This window comes from Actinoplanes sp. CA-252034, assembly GCF_050956125.1.
Classification (GTDB): domain Bacteria; phylum Actinomycetota; class Actinomycetes; order Mycobacteriales; family Micromonosporaceae; genus Actinoplanes.
In genome coordinates, this window is sequence record NZ_CP191846.1 from 3,742,542 (window position 1) to 3,759,076 (window position 16,535).

The 16,535-nt window shown below is 70.5% G+C and carries 11 protein-coding genes; 6 read left to right on the forward strand and 5 right to left on the reverse strand.

What is annotated here, in order from left to right:
- On the reverse strand, window positions 1–480 hold the full coding sequence (locus ACQPZW_RS16845) for a SigE family RNA polymerase sigma factor (protein WP_433795821.1): 480 nt from the start codon (window positions 478–480) through the stop codon (window positions 1–3).
- Between the two features lie 615 nt (window positions 481–1,095).
- Here ACQPZW_RS16845 and ACQPZW_RS16850 point away from each other — a divergent pair.
- The 3 genes from ACQPZW_RS16850 to ACQPZW_RS16860 all read left to right on the forward strand — a co-directional run bounded on the left by ACQPZW_RS16850 (window position 1,096) and on the right by ACQPZW_RS16860 (window position 4,596).
- Window positions 1,096–2,088 (forward strand): GlxA family transcriptional regulator, encoded by a 993-nt coding sequence (locus ACQPZW_RS16850; protein WP_433795822.1) that lies wholly within the window; start codon window positions 1,096–1,098, stop codon window positions 2,086–2,088.
- Between the two features lie 9 nt (window positions 2,089–2,097).
- On the forward strand, window positions 2,098–3,531 hold the full coding sequence (locus tag ACQPZW_RS16855) for a DJ-1/PfpI family protein (RefSeq protein ID WP_433795823.1): 1,434 nt from the start codon (window positions 2,098–2,100) through the stop codon (window positions 3,529–3,531).
- 66 nt (window positions 3,532–3,597) lie between these two features.
- Window positions 3,598–4,596 carry a GNAT family N-acetyltransferase gene (locus ACQPZW_RS16860; RefSeq protein WP_433795824.1) on the forward strand — a complete coding sequence of 333 codons (999 nt, stop codon included), beginning with the start codon at window positions 3,598–3,600 and terminating at the stop codon, window positions 4,594–4,596.
- A gap of 562 nt (window positions 4,597–5,158) precedes the next feature.
- On the opposite strand, the gene ACQPZW_RS16865 is transcribed toward ACQPZW_RS16860, so the two are convergent.
- Window positions 5,159–6,259, reverse strand: a complete 1,101-nt coding sequence (locus ACQPZW_RS16865; RefSeq protein ID WP_433795825.1) for an alpha/beta hydrolase — start codon at window positions 6,257–6,259, stop codon at window positions 5,159–5,161.
- Window positions 6,260–6,392: 133 nt separating this feature from the next.
- On the opposite strand from ACQPZW_RS16865, the gene ACQPZW_RS16870 reads away from it, so the two are divergent.
- Entirely contained in the window at window positions 6,393–7,673 is a 1,281-nt protein-coding gene (locus tag ACQPZW_RS16870; RefSeq protein WP_433795826.1) for a sensor histidine kinase, read from the forward strand.
- Between the two features lie 232 nt (window positions 7,674–7,905).
- Window positions 7,906–8,550, forward strand: a complete 645-nt coding sequence (locus tag ACQPZW_RS16875) for a response regulator transcription factor (RefSeq protein ID WP_433795827.1) — start codon at window positions 7,906–7,908, stop codon at window positions 8,548–8,550.
- A 263-nt stretch (window positions 8,551–8,813) separates the two neighbouring features.
- Here ACQPZW_RS16875 and ACQPZW_RS16880 read toward each other — a convergent pair whose 3' ends face one another.
- Complete coding sequence (locus tag ACQPZW_RS16880; RefSeq protein ID WP_433795828.1) at window positions 8,814–14,186, reverse strand: carboxyl transferase domain-containing protein; 5,373 nt, start codon at window positions 14,184–14,186, stop codon at window positions 8,814–8,816.
- A 342-nt stretch (window positions 14,187–14,528) separates the two neighbouring features.
- A complete protein-coding gene (locus ACQPZW_RS16885) occupies window positions 14,529–14,963 on the reverse strand; it encodes a GNAT family N-acetyltransferase (protein WP_433795829.1) in 435 nt (144 codons plus the stop codon).
- A gap of 47 nt (window positions 14,964–15,010) precedes the next feature.
- Between ACQPZW_RS16885 and ACQPZW_RS16890 the strand changes: the two genes are divergently transcribed.
- Window positions 15,011–15,718, forward strand: a complete 708-nt coding sequence (locus ACQPZW_RS16890; RefSeq protein WP_433795830.1) for an MOSC domain-containing protein — start codon at window positions 15,011–15,013, stop codon at window positions 15,716–15,718.
- A gap of 17 nt (window positions 15,719–15,735) precedes the next feature.
- Here ACQPZW_RS16890 and ACQPZW_RS16895 read toward each other — a convergent pair whose 3' ends face one another.
- Complete coding sequence (locus tag ACQPZW_RS16895; protein ID WP_433795831.1) at window positions 15,736–16,512, reverse strand: GNAT family N-acetyltransferase; 777 nt, start codon at window positions 16,510–16,512, stop codon at window positions 15,736–15,738.
- Window positions 16,513–16,535 lie beyond the last annotated feature (23 nt).

Sequence of the window (16,535 nt, forward strand, 5' to 3'; positions counted from 1 at the left end):
TCAGCCTTCCGCCGTCATGCGTTCACGAAGTGTCGCCAGGCCCCGTGAGAGATACGACCGAACCGTGCCCGCGCTGCACCCGAGCGCTGTGGCGATCTGGTCGTCCGGTTGGTCGGCCAGGTAGCGCAGCGCAATCGCGGCCCGCTGCTGTGGTGGCAGGCCGGCCAGGAGCTGACGGACGGCCGCGGCCTCGTCGATCGACGCCAGCGCGGTGTCCTCGGCGGCGCGATCAGGCACTTCAGCGACCGGAATCGGACGGCGGCGACGGCGCTCGTTCAGGAACAGGTTGACCATGGTGCGCTGGGCATACCCGACCGGATTGCCGTCCCGGCGAACCCGGGACCATGCCAAGCCGACCCGGATCAAGGTCTCCTGAGCGAGATCCTCGGCGGCGGCCCGATCAAGGGTCAGTGCGTTCCCCAGACGCAGCAGAGCCGGGGAGCTCTGCCGTAGGAACGCCTCGAACCCGTTACCTCTCATATCCTTAACTACACAGCCGAGTCCGCGATCTGTTGCGTTCCCGGAGAACTTCTCCCCGAAAATCCGTCGCAGCGCTCTCACCACTGAGGCCGTGGTGACCGCCTCGATCGGCCGCAAGGCCGGGTCGACGGGCCAACCCGTCAAAGGCGCGAGCAGAGGGTACGTGGCCGCCAGGCAGCGCAGCCAATCCGGTGGCGTCCGCAGCCAGTGATCCAGTCCGCGTCGACCTGCGGTGACTCGCGGGCGACCTGCACGGCTGCGGCGACATCGGCCGCCGCCGCCGGATAGGCGGTCGAATGATGCAGCCGGTGATCGACCGTCACCCCCGACGACGCCGCGTGCCGCCGCGAGCGACCCGTATCCCCGATACACCGGCCAGTCCCGTGGAGCCGGGCGCAACTCGGGCGGCACCGGCCCGCCATGCACGAAGACGATCGCCGGCCGAGGCACGGTGGCCCCGACGGATACACGTCAATGGTCCCCCGGCGATCCGGCGTCACCGTCTCCACCGGCACGACGAACGGGCATCCATGCAGACCACCGCTGCCGGATCCGTCCGGTGGGGGACGCTCACAGCCCTCCTCCCGCGGCCGCCGACCGCCTACCGTCGACGTGGTGAGCAGCGAGAACGATGTCAGAGGCCGCGTGGTCGTGCTGGTGCTGCCGGACGTGAACCTGCTGGACCTGGGCGGTCCGGTGCAGGCTTTCGACGCGGCGGCACAGCTGGGTGCCGGATATCGCCTCGAGTTCGTGGCTGCGGGCCCCGGAGAGGTGCGGTCGGCGCAGGGACTGCGGTTCGCCGGGCTCGAGCCGTTACCCGCCGTCGAACCCGGCGATCTCGTGCTGATCCCCGGGCCGCGGCTGCGGGCGCCGGGCCCCGACGTCCCGGAAGCAGCGGTGACGTGGGTACGGGAGGCGGTCCGGGCCGGGGCACGGGTGGCGTCCGTGTGCACCGGAGCGGCCGTGCTCGCCGAGGCCGGGCTGCTCGACGGCCGACGGTGCACCACGCACTGGTCGCTCGTCGACCTGATGCGGGCACGGTATCCCCGGGCCCACGTGCGAGACGCCGTGCTCTACGTCCACGACGGGCCGGTCAGCACCAGTGCCGGCATCGCCGCCGGCATCGACCTCGCGTTGTCCCTGATCGAACGCGACCACGGCCCCGCCCTCACCGCCGCCGTGGCGCGGGACCTCGTCGTCCACCTCCGCCGGAACGGCAGCCAACGGCAGATCAGCCCCTTCCTCGAACACCGCGGCCACCTGCATCCCGGCGTCCACCGCGTCCAGGACCACCTCGCCCAGCACCTCGACCTCCCGCACACCCTCGATGAGCTGGCCAGATTGGCGAACCTGTCGCCACGCGGCCTGACCAGAGCCTTCACCGCGGCGACGGGCTGCACTCCACTCGAATACCAGCAGCGCCTGCGTCTTGACCTGGCGGCGAACCTGCTCGCCGAGACGACGCTGACGGTGGAAGCGGTCGCGGCCCGATGCGGTTTCCGTGACCCCCGCCACTTCCGGCGGCTGTACGGCGTCCACTACGGCAGACCGCCCTCGGCGGGCCGGAACACACGGCCGGCCGCGCGGACTGTCCACCCCGACCACTGAGAGGTCGTCATGCTTCGGTTCCTCCTCGGATTGATGGCGGCACTCACGGTTCTCGGTGGGGTGGTGCTCGGCGGGGTGACGGTCACCATGAGCGACAGCTATCCCGGTGCGGGCCCGGCCCGGGGCGACTGGCCCGCACCGCGCAGCTGGCCGGACGCTCCGACCGTGGTCGCCGTGCTCCTCGGCGCGGAGGGAACGGTCGTCAGTGACGCGCTGCTGCCCTACGAGGCCTTCGCGCGGACCTCCGGGTTCCTCGTCTACACCGTGTCCGCGCAACGCCGGCCGGTCTCGCTCTCCGGTGGGCTTCGCGTGGTGCCCGACCACACCTTCGGCAGCGCACCCGCACCCGACGTGGTCGTCGTGCCCGCGGTGGTCCAGCAGGAACCGGAGCTGCAGGATTGGCTCGCCGGGCAGGCCTCGCGTGGAGCGTACGTCCTCGGCGTCTGTGCGGGCGCCGAGGTGCTCGCCGACGCCGGCCTGCTCACCGGGCGCCGGGCGACCTCGTTCTGGCAACGCCTGGACGGCCTGCGTGACCGTCACCCGGACACCACGTGGGTGGCGGGCGAACGGTTCGTGGAGGACGGGCGGATCGTCACCACCGCCGGCGTCACCTCGGGGCTGGCCGGCTCCCTGCGCCTCATCGAGCTGCTCGCCGGCCCGGCCGAGGCCACCCGGGTCGGACGTGAGGTGTCCTACCATGACTGGGCGCCCGGGAGGGCCACCCGCATTGCGGAGCAGCACCTGGCGGTCGGAGACCTGCCCTATGCGTTGAACGCCGCGTTCCCCTGGCTGCGGCCCACCATCGGCATCGGCCTCACCGACGGCGTCGGCGAGATCGACGTCGCAGCGGCCTTCGAGGTGTACGCCGGGACGTCCTTCGCCTCCACGACGGTGCCGGTGGCCGTGCATCCGACAGTGACGACCCGCCACGGCATGCTGCTGACGGCCGGACTCGCCTCGGTGGACCGGCTGATCGTCCCCGGCGTCGACCGGCCCACACCGGACATGGCCGACTGGGCAGCCGACCAGGGCCTCGAAGTCACCCTCCCGCACAGCGAACGCCGGCTCGACGAGTTCTCTCTGGATCCGCTGCTGCGCGATCTCGCCGAGCGCACCGACCGTGCGACCGCCCGCACCACGGCGAAGTTCACCGAGTATTCGGCTGATCATCTGCACCTCACCGGCGCTCTCTGGCCTTGGCGGTCCACCGCGCTCGGACTGCTGGCGATCATTGCCGCGGTCGTCGCGGGCGCTTTCCCGTCCGTCGCCGCCCGTTGTCGTCGGGCATTGGCGGCTGTGGCCCACCGTTGTCGTCGGGCACTCGCGGCGGCGGCCCACCGTCGTCGTCGGGCACTCGCGGCGGCTTCCGACCGTGAGCCGGCGATGCCATCGGAGTGCTCGGCCGAATCCGCCGAGCGGCGGCCGTCATCCGCGTCGCGGTAGGTGGTGGGTGCCCTGACCCCGATAAACGCTGTCGATGTCTTCGCGCGCATGGCTAGGCTCCCTCGAATGGAGATCCGGATGCTGACGAGGTTCGACGGAACCGAGGCCGGCGCCTGGTACGAGGCCTGGCATGAGGGCTCGGCAGCGGAGCGGCATTCGGCGCTGGTCACCGCCAAGAACACCGAGCTGCGGTCGCTCGCCGACAACGGCACCAACCCGAACCGGCATCGCGAGGCCTGGGGCGCCTGGGACGGCGGCCTCTGCATCGGGGGAATGCTCGTCGAATGGGCGCGTCAGGAGAACCTGCACCGTGCTGAGATCGGCATCGCCGTCCCGGTCGCCCACCGCGGCCGCGGCATCGGGGCCGCGCTGTGGGATTCCGGGTCCCAGCTTGTCACCTCGGCCGGCCGGACCACCGTCAGCGTCGAGGTGCACGTCCCGCGTGGACGGTCCCTCGGTGACTGGCCGGGTGGCCGTTTTGCGGCAGCACGCGGTTTCACCTCCGGTCTTGCCGAGGACCGGCTGGTCCTCGACCTGCCCGCGCCGGCCCAGGTCCTGGACGCCCACGAGCGTCCGGCGGCCGGCTACCAGACCCACTCGTGGCATGGGCCGATGCCCGCCGACTGGCTGCCGGTGCTCGCCCGACTCACCGGTGAGATGGCGGCCGACGTGCCGACCGGCGACCTCGACGTCGAAGCAGCCGCCTGGAACGCCGAACGGGTCGGCACCAATCAGGAGCGACTCAGCCGCATCGGATACGCCCTGGTCACTACCGTGATCACCACCGCTGCAGGTGAGCCGGCGGGTTACACACAGCTTCTCGTCGAGAGCGACGGCGTCCACGTCCACCAGGACGACACCTACGTGCGCCGTGTCCACCGCGGCCATCGGCTCGGTGGCCTGGCGAAGGCCCGCAACCTGCGTGAACTCGTAGCCCATCATCCGGGAGCCAGGCACGTGCACACCTGGACCGCCGAATCGAACGCCGCGATGCAGGCGATCAACGAACGCTTCGGCTTCCGCCCGGTCGAGACCAGCCACTCGATGGAGACGTCCTTGCGCTGATCGCCGGCCCCGCATCCGTCCTCGCCTGGCGAACCGTTCGCCCGGCAGAGGCTGTCGTCGGCGCTACCAGTCGAGGGAGAGGCTGAGGTCGGCGAACGGCGAACGGCGAACGGCGAACGGCGAACGGCGCACGGCGCACGGCGCACGGCGCACGGCGCACGGCGCACGGCGCACGGCGCACGGCGCACGGCGTTTCGGTCGAGGGCGGCTGAGGTAGGCGCACGGCGTTTCGGTCGAGGGCGGCTGAGGTTGGCGCATCGGCGTCACCGGTCGGGAGTGGCTGAGGTCGGCGAGCGGCGCTACCGATGGGGAGAGGTCTGCCCGGCTTGTCGACTTTGAGCGTGTGGGCTGATCGGCACACTGGAGTGGACGGTCCCCTCGGGTGAGGCCCTCTGTTGCGGCCAGTGCTCGTGGCTGACGTGAGTGGTTGCGTCGCTGCCGGAGGTCGGCTCCTCGCGAGCGTCTCTGCCTCGCGGTGCCGGAGCAGCCTCCGGGATTCTTGGTCGAAGCGCCGGGGTACGTGGTCGGCCCCAGCGGGCGAGCAGCGCGAAAGCGTCCATGATCATCGCGGATCCTCGATCGTGCGGCCGATGCTTATCGCCTGCTGGATGGCGCTCGTGCCGCCGGAGGTGGGCCCGGTGACGACGGCCGCCATCGCGGGCAGGGCGGAGGCGGCTGCATCGAAGTAGCCGTCGTGGCCGTCGACGTCGTCGCATGGCAGCGGATGAGCCCCGAAGTCCGGCTCGGACGGCAACCTGCCGTGCCCGAGATTGAGCAGACGCACGCCTGGGACACGGCGGATCCAGTCGCCCGGCGCGGCGCACGCCCAGACTCGGGCGGAGGTGTGCAGGTCGGAGCGGCTGCCAACGCCCATGCCGGGACCGCCGACCGAGACCAGATCGGAGACCTGCTCGCTGAGCCGGGGTGCGGCCAGGCCGACGACGGTGGAACCATAACTGTGGCCGATGACGGTGATCGAACGATCCGGGTGGCCGAGCACGAGGCCGTCCACGAAACGGCGGAGGGACTCGGCGCCGGCGGCGGCCCTGTCCTCCCGGACGGCGTTGATGTCGAGACCTTCCGGCGAGTCGTAACCGAGCCAGGCGATGACCGCGACCTGTGCGCCCGGGTCGGTCGCATGGATCTCGTCGAACAGCTGGCGGGCCTGCCACGCGATGGCGCGACGCTGCACCCCGCCGTGCCCGGTGTCGAACTCGGGCGACTCGGTGTCCGAACCCGGGACAAGGACGACGACCCGGGTGGCAGTCTCCAGATCACCCAGCACCTCGGCGATGCGGCCGTCACCGCGATCGTCGTAGACCAGTGTCTGCCGGCCGGCCGAGGCCGGACGCTGCGTCTGGTTTGCGGTATAGCGCAGGTGCACGGGAGCGCCGTCGAGATTGCCGACGATCTCGGGATAGCGGCTGGTCAGACCGGCGGCCTCGGCGGGCGTCAGATGAGCGAAGAACCCGGCTATCCGTGCCGGGGTGGCCGTGCCCGGGTCGGGTGGCTTGGTGGGCTCGGCCAGCCAGGCGGGGAGCGAGGGCGGGGGAACCGGCGGCTCCGGGCGAGCCGGGCCGACCAGCGAGCCGCTGATCAGGCCCAGGCCGGCGAGGGCGGTGGCCGCTAGAGCCTTCCGTGACGTCAAGGCGATGCTAGGCATGCATTGAGGCTGGTCGCGAAACGCGTCGAGCGCAGTCGAGCAGGCACGCGGTCGATGGTTCGGTTATCCGAACCATCGATCCGGGTGCTGGCACCATCGCGCTCGCAGACGGGGAGGGGGCATGCTGTCCGCGATGAAGCTATTGACCGCGATCTTCGACCGTCGCTCGCGCACCGGACTGGCTTATCTTCTGCTGGTCGTGCCGATCGACCTGCTCAGCTTTGTCCTTCTGATCGTGGGCAGCCTGGCCGGCACCGTGCTGCTGCTGACGCCGCTCGGCACGTGGCTGTTAGCCGTCGTTCTGCGTGGGGCTTCCGGTCTCGGTGGCCGCCGGAGAGCGCTGGCAGCTCGGATGCTCGGTGATCGTGTCCCCGCGCCGGCTCGGCCGGTCACCTCCGGAGGCGGGCTGTTCGGGTGGAGGCGCGCGGTCCTCCGTGATCCGGTCAGCTGGCGCGTCCTCGCGTACGCGCTGATCAAGCCGCCGGTCGCGGTGCTCTCGCTGGCGCTGGCCGGTGGCTTCTATACGTACGGGCTGATCAGTCTCATCTATCTGCCCTTCTACGAGGGCGTGCTGGGATACGAAGCGCTCGCCATCCTGGTGACCAGCGTGATCCTCCTGCTGCTAGGGCCGTGGATGCTGCGGTCTGTGCTGGGCGTCGAGCGACTGATGATCCGTGGGCTCCTCGGGCCCACCCGGGCCAACCAGAGGATCAGCGACCTCCAGGACTCTAGGGATCGAGCGGTCAAGGACGCCGACATCACTCTGCGGCGTATCGAGCGCGACCTGCACGACGGAGCCCAGGCCCGGTTGATCGGAGTCGGCATGCACCTGGCGATCGTTCGGGAGCTGATCGGAGCCCAGGCGCCGACCCAGCAGGTCGTGGCGGCGGTCGACACGGCTCAGGCCACCCTCGCCACCGCGGTCGCCGAACTGCGCGATCTGGTCCGCGGGATTCACCCCCCGGTGCTGGACGCGGGCCTGGAGGCGGCGCTGGCCACCGTCGCAGCCGGTAGCGCTGTGCCCGTGACCGTCCAGATCGACCTCCCGAGTCGACCACCGCCGGCATTGGAGAGCATCGCCTACTTCACGGTGTGCGAGCTGCTGACCAACGCCGGGCGTCACAGTGAGGCGCGAAACGCCACGATCCGGGTCCTTCTGCGGAGTGGGATCCTCGTGCTTCAGGTCCATGACGACGGACAGGGCGGTGCATACCAGCGGGCCGGCGGCGGACTGGCCGGTCTGGCGGAGCGGGTGCGTGTGGTCGACGGTCACCTGACGATCGACAGCCCGGCCGGCGGTCCGACCACTGTCACCGTCGAGATCCCGTGCCCAGCGGAGGACGAGCCAGTTCCGCAGGGTCGACCGGATCCGGAGCGAAGATCGGTTGGCTCAGGTCTGCCGGTTCCAGGGTGATGGTCCGCCCTGGGGAGGCGTCGGCGACGGGAACGGCTTCGGTGGCGAGACGAATCGTCGTCGGCGGCGAGCATGCCGCCCGCATCGGAGGAGAACGTTTGCGTCGGCAGGAGGAGGTAGGGCCGGCGGTCGGGTTCGGTGGTTGGGTTCGGTGGGTGGGTTCGGTCGTCGGGACAGGTTGTAGATCGGCTTTGCGAGAGGTCGCAGTCGGGGGAAGGGCCGTAACAGAGACATGCGCGTCGTCATCGCTGAGGACTCCGCGATCCTGCGGGAAGGTCTTGCCCAGCTGTTAGCCATGCGAGGGCACGAGGTGTTGGCCGCCGTCGTTGATGTGCCGTCGTTGTTCGAGGCGGTTGCCGTGCGGGCGCCGGATGTGGCGATCGTGGACATCCGGCTGCCACCCAGTCATACCGATGAGGGGTTGCGGGCGGCGATTCGGCTGCGGCGGGAATGCCCGGGGGTCGGCGTGTTGATCTTCTCGCAGTATGTGGAGACCGCCTTCGTCGCCGAACTGCTCGCGGGTGGATCGGAGGGTGTCGGCTACCTGCTGAAGGAGCGGGTTGTTCAGTTGGATGACTTCGTTGATGCTCTGCATCGTGTTGCGGCGGGCGGCACGGCGCTCGACCCGCAGGTGGTGACGCAGATGTTCGGCCGGAGCCGGCATCGTGAGTTGCTGGCCGAGTTCACACCACGGGAACGAGAGGTGCTCGCCCTCATGGCGCAGGGGCGGTCCAACACCGCGATAGCGACGTCGATCCGGGTCACCGAACGGGCCGTGGAAAAGCATGTGAGCAACATTTTCGGCAAGTTCGACCTACCGCCGTCCGATGCGGACCACCGGCGGGTTCTCGCGGTCATTCGCTACCTGCAGAACTGAGCCGAAACCAACGAGCGAGCAGCCTCCGGCCAGGCGAGGCGACCAGCAAGCCGCAGCGACGTGGGCGCGGCAGCGAGGGGTGGCCGCGGCCGGGGCGTACCGGAAAAGAAACGGGGCCGGGGCGTACCGAGAAGGAGCGCGGCTGGGGGCGTACCCGAGAAGGAACGCGGCGGGGGTGTATCGAAACAGATGCGCGGCCGGGGCGTATCGGAAAAGGAACGCGGCGGCCCGGAAAGGACCGCCGCGTTCAGACAGGCAGGGGGTCAGCGCTTGAGACCGTGTTCGATGGCCTCGATGATGCGGGGACGCAGTTCGGCGGTGCTGACGATGGCGTCGACCGAGCCGACCTCGACCGCGCGCTGGATGCTGTGGACGCGGTCGAACTCCGCGGCCACCTCGCCCAGCTTCTCGGCTCGGACCGAGCTCTGCACCTCGGCGAGACGGGCGTTGAGGGCGGCCCGTTCGGCGGCTGACGCGGCCTGGGCCTGCAGTTCGGTGACCCGAGGGTCGTTGGCGGTGCGGTTGTTGACTTCGCCGGAGAAGACGACGGCTGCTGCGGGGGCGCCGCCGAGTACGGAGGCGAACGACCCTTCCAGGGCCAGGACGGTCATGTTGGGGTTGAGGGCCTTGGAGAACACGACGAAGGCACCGCCGTGGTAGCGCGAGATCACGGTGAACACGATCGGGCCGTCGAAGTTGACGATGGCCCGGCCGATCTCGGCGCCGTACTCCAACTGCAGGTTCCGCATCGACTCGGGGGAGCCGTCGAAGCCGGACAGGTTGGCCAGCACGACCAGGGGGCGGTTGCCGGAGGCGGCGTTGATCGCCCGGGCAGCCTTCTTCGACGACCGGGGGAACAACGTGCCCGCGGTGTAGGTGTCGGGGCCGTCGGTGGGCGGGAACCCGCGGCGGGGCACCGACCGGGACTCGATGCCGAGCAGGCAGACGGGCCGGCCACCGATGTGGGCGTCCTGGACGACGGCGGTGTCGGCGTCGGCCATGCCCGCCCAGCGTTCCAGCACGGGGTGGTCCTGGTCGGACACCGCGCGCATGACGGTGCGGATGTCGAAGGCCTTCTTGCGGTCGGGGTTGTGGCTGGTGGAGAAGATCTGCCCGACCGTGGCGAAGTCACTGCCCTCGACGGTGTGCGGGTAGTCGGAGACGTCCCGGTCGGCCGGGTCGGTGGTCGACGCCGGCCGCGGCCCGGTCTCCCCGGGGGCGACGTAGGTGTGGTCGTAGTGGGACATCAGCACGTCACGGGCGGCGGGGAGCGACGGCGCCCAGTACTGTGCCTGGCCGTTGGGCCCCATGACCCGGTCGTAGCCGCCGATGCCGAAGTTGTCCTCGGCCGAGACGCCGCCGGAGAAGTCCAGCGACTGCTTGCCGGTGAGGACCATCGCCGAGTCCGGGGTCATGACCAGGATGCCCTTGGTGTGCATGAGCATGGTGGCTTCGGCGTTCCAGTAGGGCTGCGCACCGACGTTGATGCCGGCGACGACGATGTTGATCTCGCCGCCGTCCTGGGTGAACGTGACGATGCGCTTCAGGGCTGCGGCGACCCAGTCCATGTTCTCGGTGCCGGAGGTCATCGAGATCCGGGCGCCGGCCGACAGCGCGAACCACTCCAGCGGGACGCGGAGAGAGGCCGCCAGGTCGAGGGCGGCGATCACCCGTGCGCACTCCGGCTCGGAGAGAGCGCCCAGCGACTTGGTCGGGTCGCCGAGCAGCACCACGCGGGTGATGCCTTCGGGATACCGGTCGGTCGGCGTGGTGACGACACCCGCCACGATCGCCGCCGAGTTCTTGCCCTTGGGGCGGTCGACCGGTTCGAGCACCCCGGACGGCGCCAGATCGTACTCGGTGAAGCTACCCAGCAGGCTGGTCAGCTCGTACGGGTAGACCGTCCCGCGGCGGGCCGCGCGCAGCACCTTCTGCCGGTAGTCGTCCAGTGGCTGCACCGGATCGGTCGACGGCTCGCCCACGTGCAGGTGCGCGCCGTTGCCCGGCTCCAGGGTGATCGTCACCGCGACCTCGGTGAGCTCCCCGCTGGAGCGGCGCTGCCGGGCGATGAACTGGACCTCTTCGAGACCGGCGCCGGACGCGGTGGGCAGGATGCGCTGGACCAGGGCGTTGAGCTCGTCGATGGACAGTTCGGTGACCGGCCACACGTACATCATGATCCGGTTGGTGTCGAATCTCTTGTTCTGCGGGCGCTGCGCCTGGATGTTGCGGATCGCGTCGAGGGTGAGGGTGATGCCCTCCTCCAGAGCGGGCAGGGCGACGAGCCGGCCGTCGGTCTCGCGCAGGGCGGTCAGGTCGCGGACCTGGTACATCGCGATCAGCCGCTCGTCGGACGGGTTGCTCTTGGCGACCGCCCGGAAGAGGTACATCTCCTCGTCGGTGGAGGGCAGGCGGGTGAGGTCGAACTCGCGCTGCCGCTCCAGTTGGAGTCGCAGCGCGATCTGCGGGTGCAGGCCGCGGATGAGCCGGTCCTCGGTGAAGTCGCCCCGCTCGTCGGCGCGGAAGGTGAAGTGGTGGTGCATGACCGCGCCGCTGGTCCCGGCCACGGTGACGGTGATCCGCCGGGTGCCGGGAAGCTGCAGCCGGTCGAAGAGCCTGCCGAGCTCGGCCGCCATCTCGTCGGCGCCGGGCTGCCCGTCCCAGGCGACATAGAGGTCGGCGACGTCCGACGACACCGATGCCAGTGTCTCCGGCAGCTCCGCGATGTCGACGGCGGCGGCCGAGACGCGGGTGACGCGGGAGGCGCCGGTGTGCGTTGTCGTCATGAAACGGCCGTCGATCGCGAAGTCGGACAGGTCGCGGTTCTCGTAGTAGCGCCGGGTCAGCACTTCGAGCAGCGGCATGTGATCGCGCCCGGGGCGCCCGATCCGCTGGCCCACGAGCCGGACCAGCGGCTCCGAGCACGCCACCATCCGCTGGATCCGCTCGGCGCGGTCCGGCGAGTCCGGGTGATGGTCGAGATGGCGCAGGTCGGCCCGAACGGCCGCGTAGACCTCGGCGCGGGTCCGCCGCAGCAGGGGCTGCGCGTACCACCGGAAGACGATGCCCCGAGCGAGGTCGGAGACCGACGGGAACCGGACCTGTGTCGCCTCGATGAGGTGTTCGAGCGCGATGCCGGCCCGCTCGGCCAGCGGCTCCTGCGGGGGCGACCCGGCGATCCACTGCCGCAGCAGAGCCGAGACGATGTTGATGTTCGCGGCCGACTTCTGCAGGGCCAGGAAGATCCGGAAGACCGCGTCCTCCAGCTCCGGGGTCCGATCAAGACCGGTCACGCCGTAGTGCGCGAGCACCCGGGTGAGCCGGTCCTGGAACGCCGCCGTGACTCCGGCCCGCTCCACGTCGAGGCTCTGCAGATAGGTGTGGAAGTTCTCCCGGGGGCTGTGCACGGCGTTGCCGGGCTCGACCTTCCAGCCGTCACCGGGCTTGTTGCGGCTGAGTTCCAGCAGGTCAGCGCTGATGGTGAGCAGGTCGATCTCTTCGGCGCCGGGCCGGTGTCCGTGGGCGGCGGGCAGCACCGCCTCGACGTCGTAGCCGAGCAGCAGGGCCCGCAGATCGTCCAGCCCGTGATCGGCCGGGGCTCCGGTCGGGAGATCGATCTCGACCGCGGCGGTGGGGGCGGCGACCTCTTCGGAGTCCGAGGCGGCGAGCGGCTCCAGGCGCATCAGCGGTGCGCCGGTCTCGACCTGGCTGCCTACGGCGACGGGGCATTCGCGGACGCGGGCGCGGAAGGGTGCGCGGAGGACGTTCTCCATCTTCATGCTCTCCAGCACGAGGATGGGTGCGCCGGCTTCGACCTCGTCGCCGACGGCCAGCGGTGTGGCCACGACCAGGGCGGGGGCGGGGGAGCGGACGACGCCGCCCTCGTCGCGGCTGACGCGGTGGGTGACGCCGTCGACTTCGATGGTGTGGATCGGGCCGTGGGTGGCGGTGGTGAGCCGGAACCGGTGGCCGTTGACCCACATCTGGCCGCTGTGCTCGTCGAAGCGTTCGCTGATCACGTCGGCGTGCCCGTGCGACGCGCCGGAGAAGATCGCGACCCGGAACCGTTTCAGCCCGAGCCGCGACACCTGTACGCGGTAGCCGACGCCACGCAGTTTCAGATCGAGCGGGCGGCCGGTGTCGTGCTGGACCTGGGGACGGCCGCCGTGGGCGGTGGTGAGCAGCCGCTGCCGGCTGATCTCCTCCTCGTCCAGATAGGCCTCGATCCCGGCCGCGGCCAGCGCGATCGCCGAGTGCCGGTGACTGACGAGGCGGCCCTCGGCCCGGACGCGGTCGATCCAGCCGGTGTCCGCGCTGCCGTCGACGACCTCGGGCTGGCCGAGCAGGTCGAGGACGAAGCTCTTGTTGGTGGAGCCGCCCTCGATGATGACGGTGGTCTCGGCCATGGCGCGGCGCAGCCGGCCGAGGGCTTCGTCGCGGTCCCGGCCGTAAGCGATGATCTTGGCGATCATCGAGTCGAACGCCGCGGGGATGCTGTCGCCCTCACTGACCCCGGTGTCCACCCGGATGCCGGGCCCGGCGGGCAGGGCGAGCCGGGTGATCCGGCCCGGCGACGGGGCGAAGTCGCGGTCGGGGTCCTCGGCGTTGAGCCGTGCCTCCACCGCATGGCCCTGCTCGGGGGGCGGCGGACCGTCGAGGGTGCCGCCGGCGGCGACGTGGAGCTGGAGTTTGACCAGGTCGGTGCCGGTGGTGATCTCGGTGATCGGGTGCTCGACCTGCAGTCGGGTGTTGACCTCGAGGAACGCGAACAGCTTCTCACCCGGGTGGTACAGGAACTCCACGGTGCCCGCGCCCCGGTAGCCGACGGCCAGAGCGAGGCGCACGGCGGCGGCCTTCAGTTCGGCGGCCTGCTCGGCGGCCATCACGACCGACGACGACTCCTCGATGATCTTCTGGTTGCGCCGCTGCACCGAGCAGTCACGCACACCCAGCGCCCAGGCGCCGCCCTGCCCGTCGGCGATCATCTGGACCTCGACGTGCCGCGCCCCGGTGACCAGACGCTCCAGGAACACCACACCCGAACCGAAGGCGCGCAGCGCTTCCTGACTGGTGCGCTCGTAAGCGTCGGTCAGATCCTCGGCAGAATCCACCCGCCGGATGCCGCGCCCACCACCACCGGCGGTCGCTTTCAGCATCAACGGGTACCCGATCTGCTCACCGGCCCGCAACGCATCCTCGAGGGTGGCGACCTCGCCGCGGCTCCACGGCGCCACCGGCACACCCACCTGCTCGGCGATCAGCTTCGAGCCGATCTTGTCACCGAGCTGGCGCATCGCCTCCGCGCTCGGCCCGACGAAGGTGACCCCGATCCGGTCGCACAACTCGGCGAAGACCGGGTCCTCGGCCACGAATCCCCAGCCCACCCAGGCGGCGTCCGCCTGCACGGCCAGCATCGCCTGCTCCAGCAGCGCGTGGTTGAGGTAGGGCCGCGCGGCCGCCGGGCCCAGCGGATACGACAGATCGGCTTCACGCACGAAAGTCGAGGTCCGGTCCTCGTCGGTGTAGAGCGCAACCGTCTCGATCCGGGCACCGGTCTCCGCGGACAGATCCCGCACGGCGTGGATCAGCCGCATCGCGGCCTCTCCACGGTTGATGATCGCGACACGCCTGAACACTTGCCGAGCCTCCCTGACACCATCAGCAATCTGCACCCCAACCCTCCCGGCTACTGACCGGTCGAGCCATGGGCCGGATCATGCATGTCGCGCAGCGTTAGTTGTAGGAATCCCACAAACCCCGTTGTCTCCGGCGACAGATCAAACCCATGCGGAGGTACGGTCCACCGCCAGTCAACCGCACGAGCACGAACCGGACCTACCCCGCGGCGTGCTCCCGGCGCCCGGCCGCAACGCGACCGCCGGGCTGATGCGCCCCTCAAGGCGCCACTCGCGGCCCCGGTGCGGTACGTCCCGTCGTGGTGCAGTGCAGTGCTGTGCGGGGCGGGTGGTGGGACCGGTTCAGTGCTGTGCGAGCCGGAACACCTTCGAGTCTCGGATCTCGAAACCGAGCCGCTCGTAGAGCCGGTTGGCTGCCACCCGTGTCGGCCTGGAGGTGAGGTCCACGGTTCGTGCGCCGGCCTCCCGGGCGATCCGGACCGCCTCCCCGGTAAGCGCCGCACCGACCCCGTGCCCACGGGCCTCCTCGTCGACGACCACGTCCTCGATCCAGGCCCGCAGCCCGGTCGGGATCGGAAAGGTGACGAGCGTCAACGTGCCGACGATCCGGCCGTCGAGACGCGCCACCAGCACCCGGTTGCCGGGCCACTCGATCAGCTCCCGCAGCGCCGCCGCGTCGAGAACCGGCGCCGACCGGGACAGCTGCGGCAGCAACCGGCCGAACGACTCCACCAGGTCCTCGGTGACCGAGCGCACGACCTCGATGACCACACTCACACCGCCGACCCTAACAATCGGTTTTCCGCATCCCCTACTGTCGGCGCGTGCAACTCGTCGAGATACGTCGCTACCCGGTGAAATCCCTGCTCGGAGAGGTGACCGAGACTACCGCGGTCGACTCCCGCGGCCTGGCCGGTGACCGTCTGTGGGCGGTCCGCGACGCGGACGGCAAGTTCGGCAGTGGCAAGAGCACCCGCCGTTTCCGCCGCATGCCCGGGCTCTTCGATCTGCGCGCCCACACCGGCACCGCGGGCGCCCCGGTGGTGGAGCTGCCCGACGGCCGCCGTTTCGCCGCCGACGATCCGGCCGGCCATCAGGCGATCAGCGACCACCTGGGCCGGCCGGTGACACTTGCCGCGGAAGACGGGGTCCCGCATCACGACGAGGGCCCGGTCAGCCTGATCACCACAGCGGCGTTACGCGCGGTGAGCGCCATGGCCGGTCCCGAGGCGAACGGCGCCTCGGTCGACCCGCTGCGATTCCGCGCCAACCTGCTGCTCGACCTGCCCGGCACCGGGTTCCCCGAGGACGACTGGTCGGGCCGCCGTCTCCGAATCGGCCCCGGTGTGGTGCTGCGCGTGGTCCGCCCGCTGACCCGCTGCGTGATGATCGACATGGCTCAGGAGCGGGCCCCCGAGCGCAACGACCTGCTGAAGTCCCTGGCCGAGCAGAACGACATGACGTTCGGTGTCTTCGCCACCGTCGAGCGCCCGGGTCACCTGACCACGGGCGACACCGCCACCTGGCTCTGACCGCCGGGGCGGACCGGTCAGGCCTTGTTGTACGGGATCGTGTTCGTCAGGACGGCGAAGCCGAGGCGCTCCAGGATCGGGCGGCTCTGGCTGGAGGCGTCCACCTGCAGGTATTCGTAGCCGAGGTCGGCGGCGATCCGGGCCCGCTCGGCGACCAGCGCCCGGTAGATGCCCCGGCCCCGCCAGGCGCTGACCGTGCCGCCGCCCCACAGCCCGGCGAAGGCGGTTCCTCGGTTGACGTCCATCCGGCAGCCTGACACCGGCTCGTCACCGGCCATCGCCACGAACATGTAGGCGTTCTCCGGGTCGTTGGCCAACTGATCCAGCAGGCGGTGCCGCAGCCAGTCGGCGTCCTCGCCGAACGCCAGTTCGCTCACGCTCGCCATCATCTCGACGCCGGCCGCGTCGGTGACCCGGTCGATGCGCACGCCGTCGGGCAGTCTCACGTCGAGATCGAGGTCACCGATCGCGGCGATCATCAACGTCTCCTCGTCGTCCGGGACGAAGCCGGCCGCGGTCAGCCGGTCGCCCAGATCGGCGGGTTTGTCGTAGCCGTAGAGCTTCCACTCGAACGGATGGCCGATCTCGGCGAAGCGCCGCACCTCACCGGCGATCGCGGCGTCCGCGGTGGTCTCGTCCAGATCCGACCAGACGACGGCGTTCCAGGCTTTCGGGTCGGCGCCGATGTGCCGGACCACCGACCCGTCCCTCTCGATCCGGGACCCGTCGCCCTCGGACCGCATGTCGCGTCGCATCTGCCGGTCGAACAGGGCCAGCACCTCTTCATGATTCACGCGCTCACCCCAGCATCCGAGCC

What these genes read in the sequence shown, in the direction of transcription:
- ACQPZW_RS16845 (WP_433795821.1), bottom strand. Translation starts at nt 480, where the DNA reads ATGAGAGGTAACGGGTTCGAGGCGTTCCTACGGCAGAGCTCCCCGGCT.
- ACQPZW_RS16855 (WP_433795823.1), top strand. Translation starts at nt 2,098, where the DNA reads ATGCTTCGGTTCCTCCTCGGATTGATGGCGGCACTCACGGTTCTCGGT.
- ACQPZW_RS16860 (WP_433795824.1), top strand. Translation starts at nt 3,598, where the DNA reads ATGGAGATCCGGATGCTGACGAGGTTCGACGGAACCGAGGCCGGCGCC.
- ACQPZW_RS16865 (WP_433795825.1), bottom strand. Translation starts at nt 6,259, where the DNA reads ATGCCTAGCATCGCCTTGACGTCACGGAAGGCTCTAGCGGCCACCGCC.
- ACQPZW_RS16870 (WP_433795826.1), top strand. Translation starts at nt 6,393, where the DNA reads ATGAAGCTATTGACCGCGATCTTCGACCGTCGCTCGCGCACCGGACTG.
- ACQPZW_RS16875 (WP_433795827.1), top strand. Translation starts at nt 7,906, where the DNA reads ATGCGCGTCGTCATCGCTGAGGACTCCGCGATCCTGCGGGAAGGTCTT.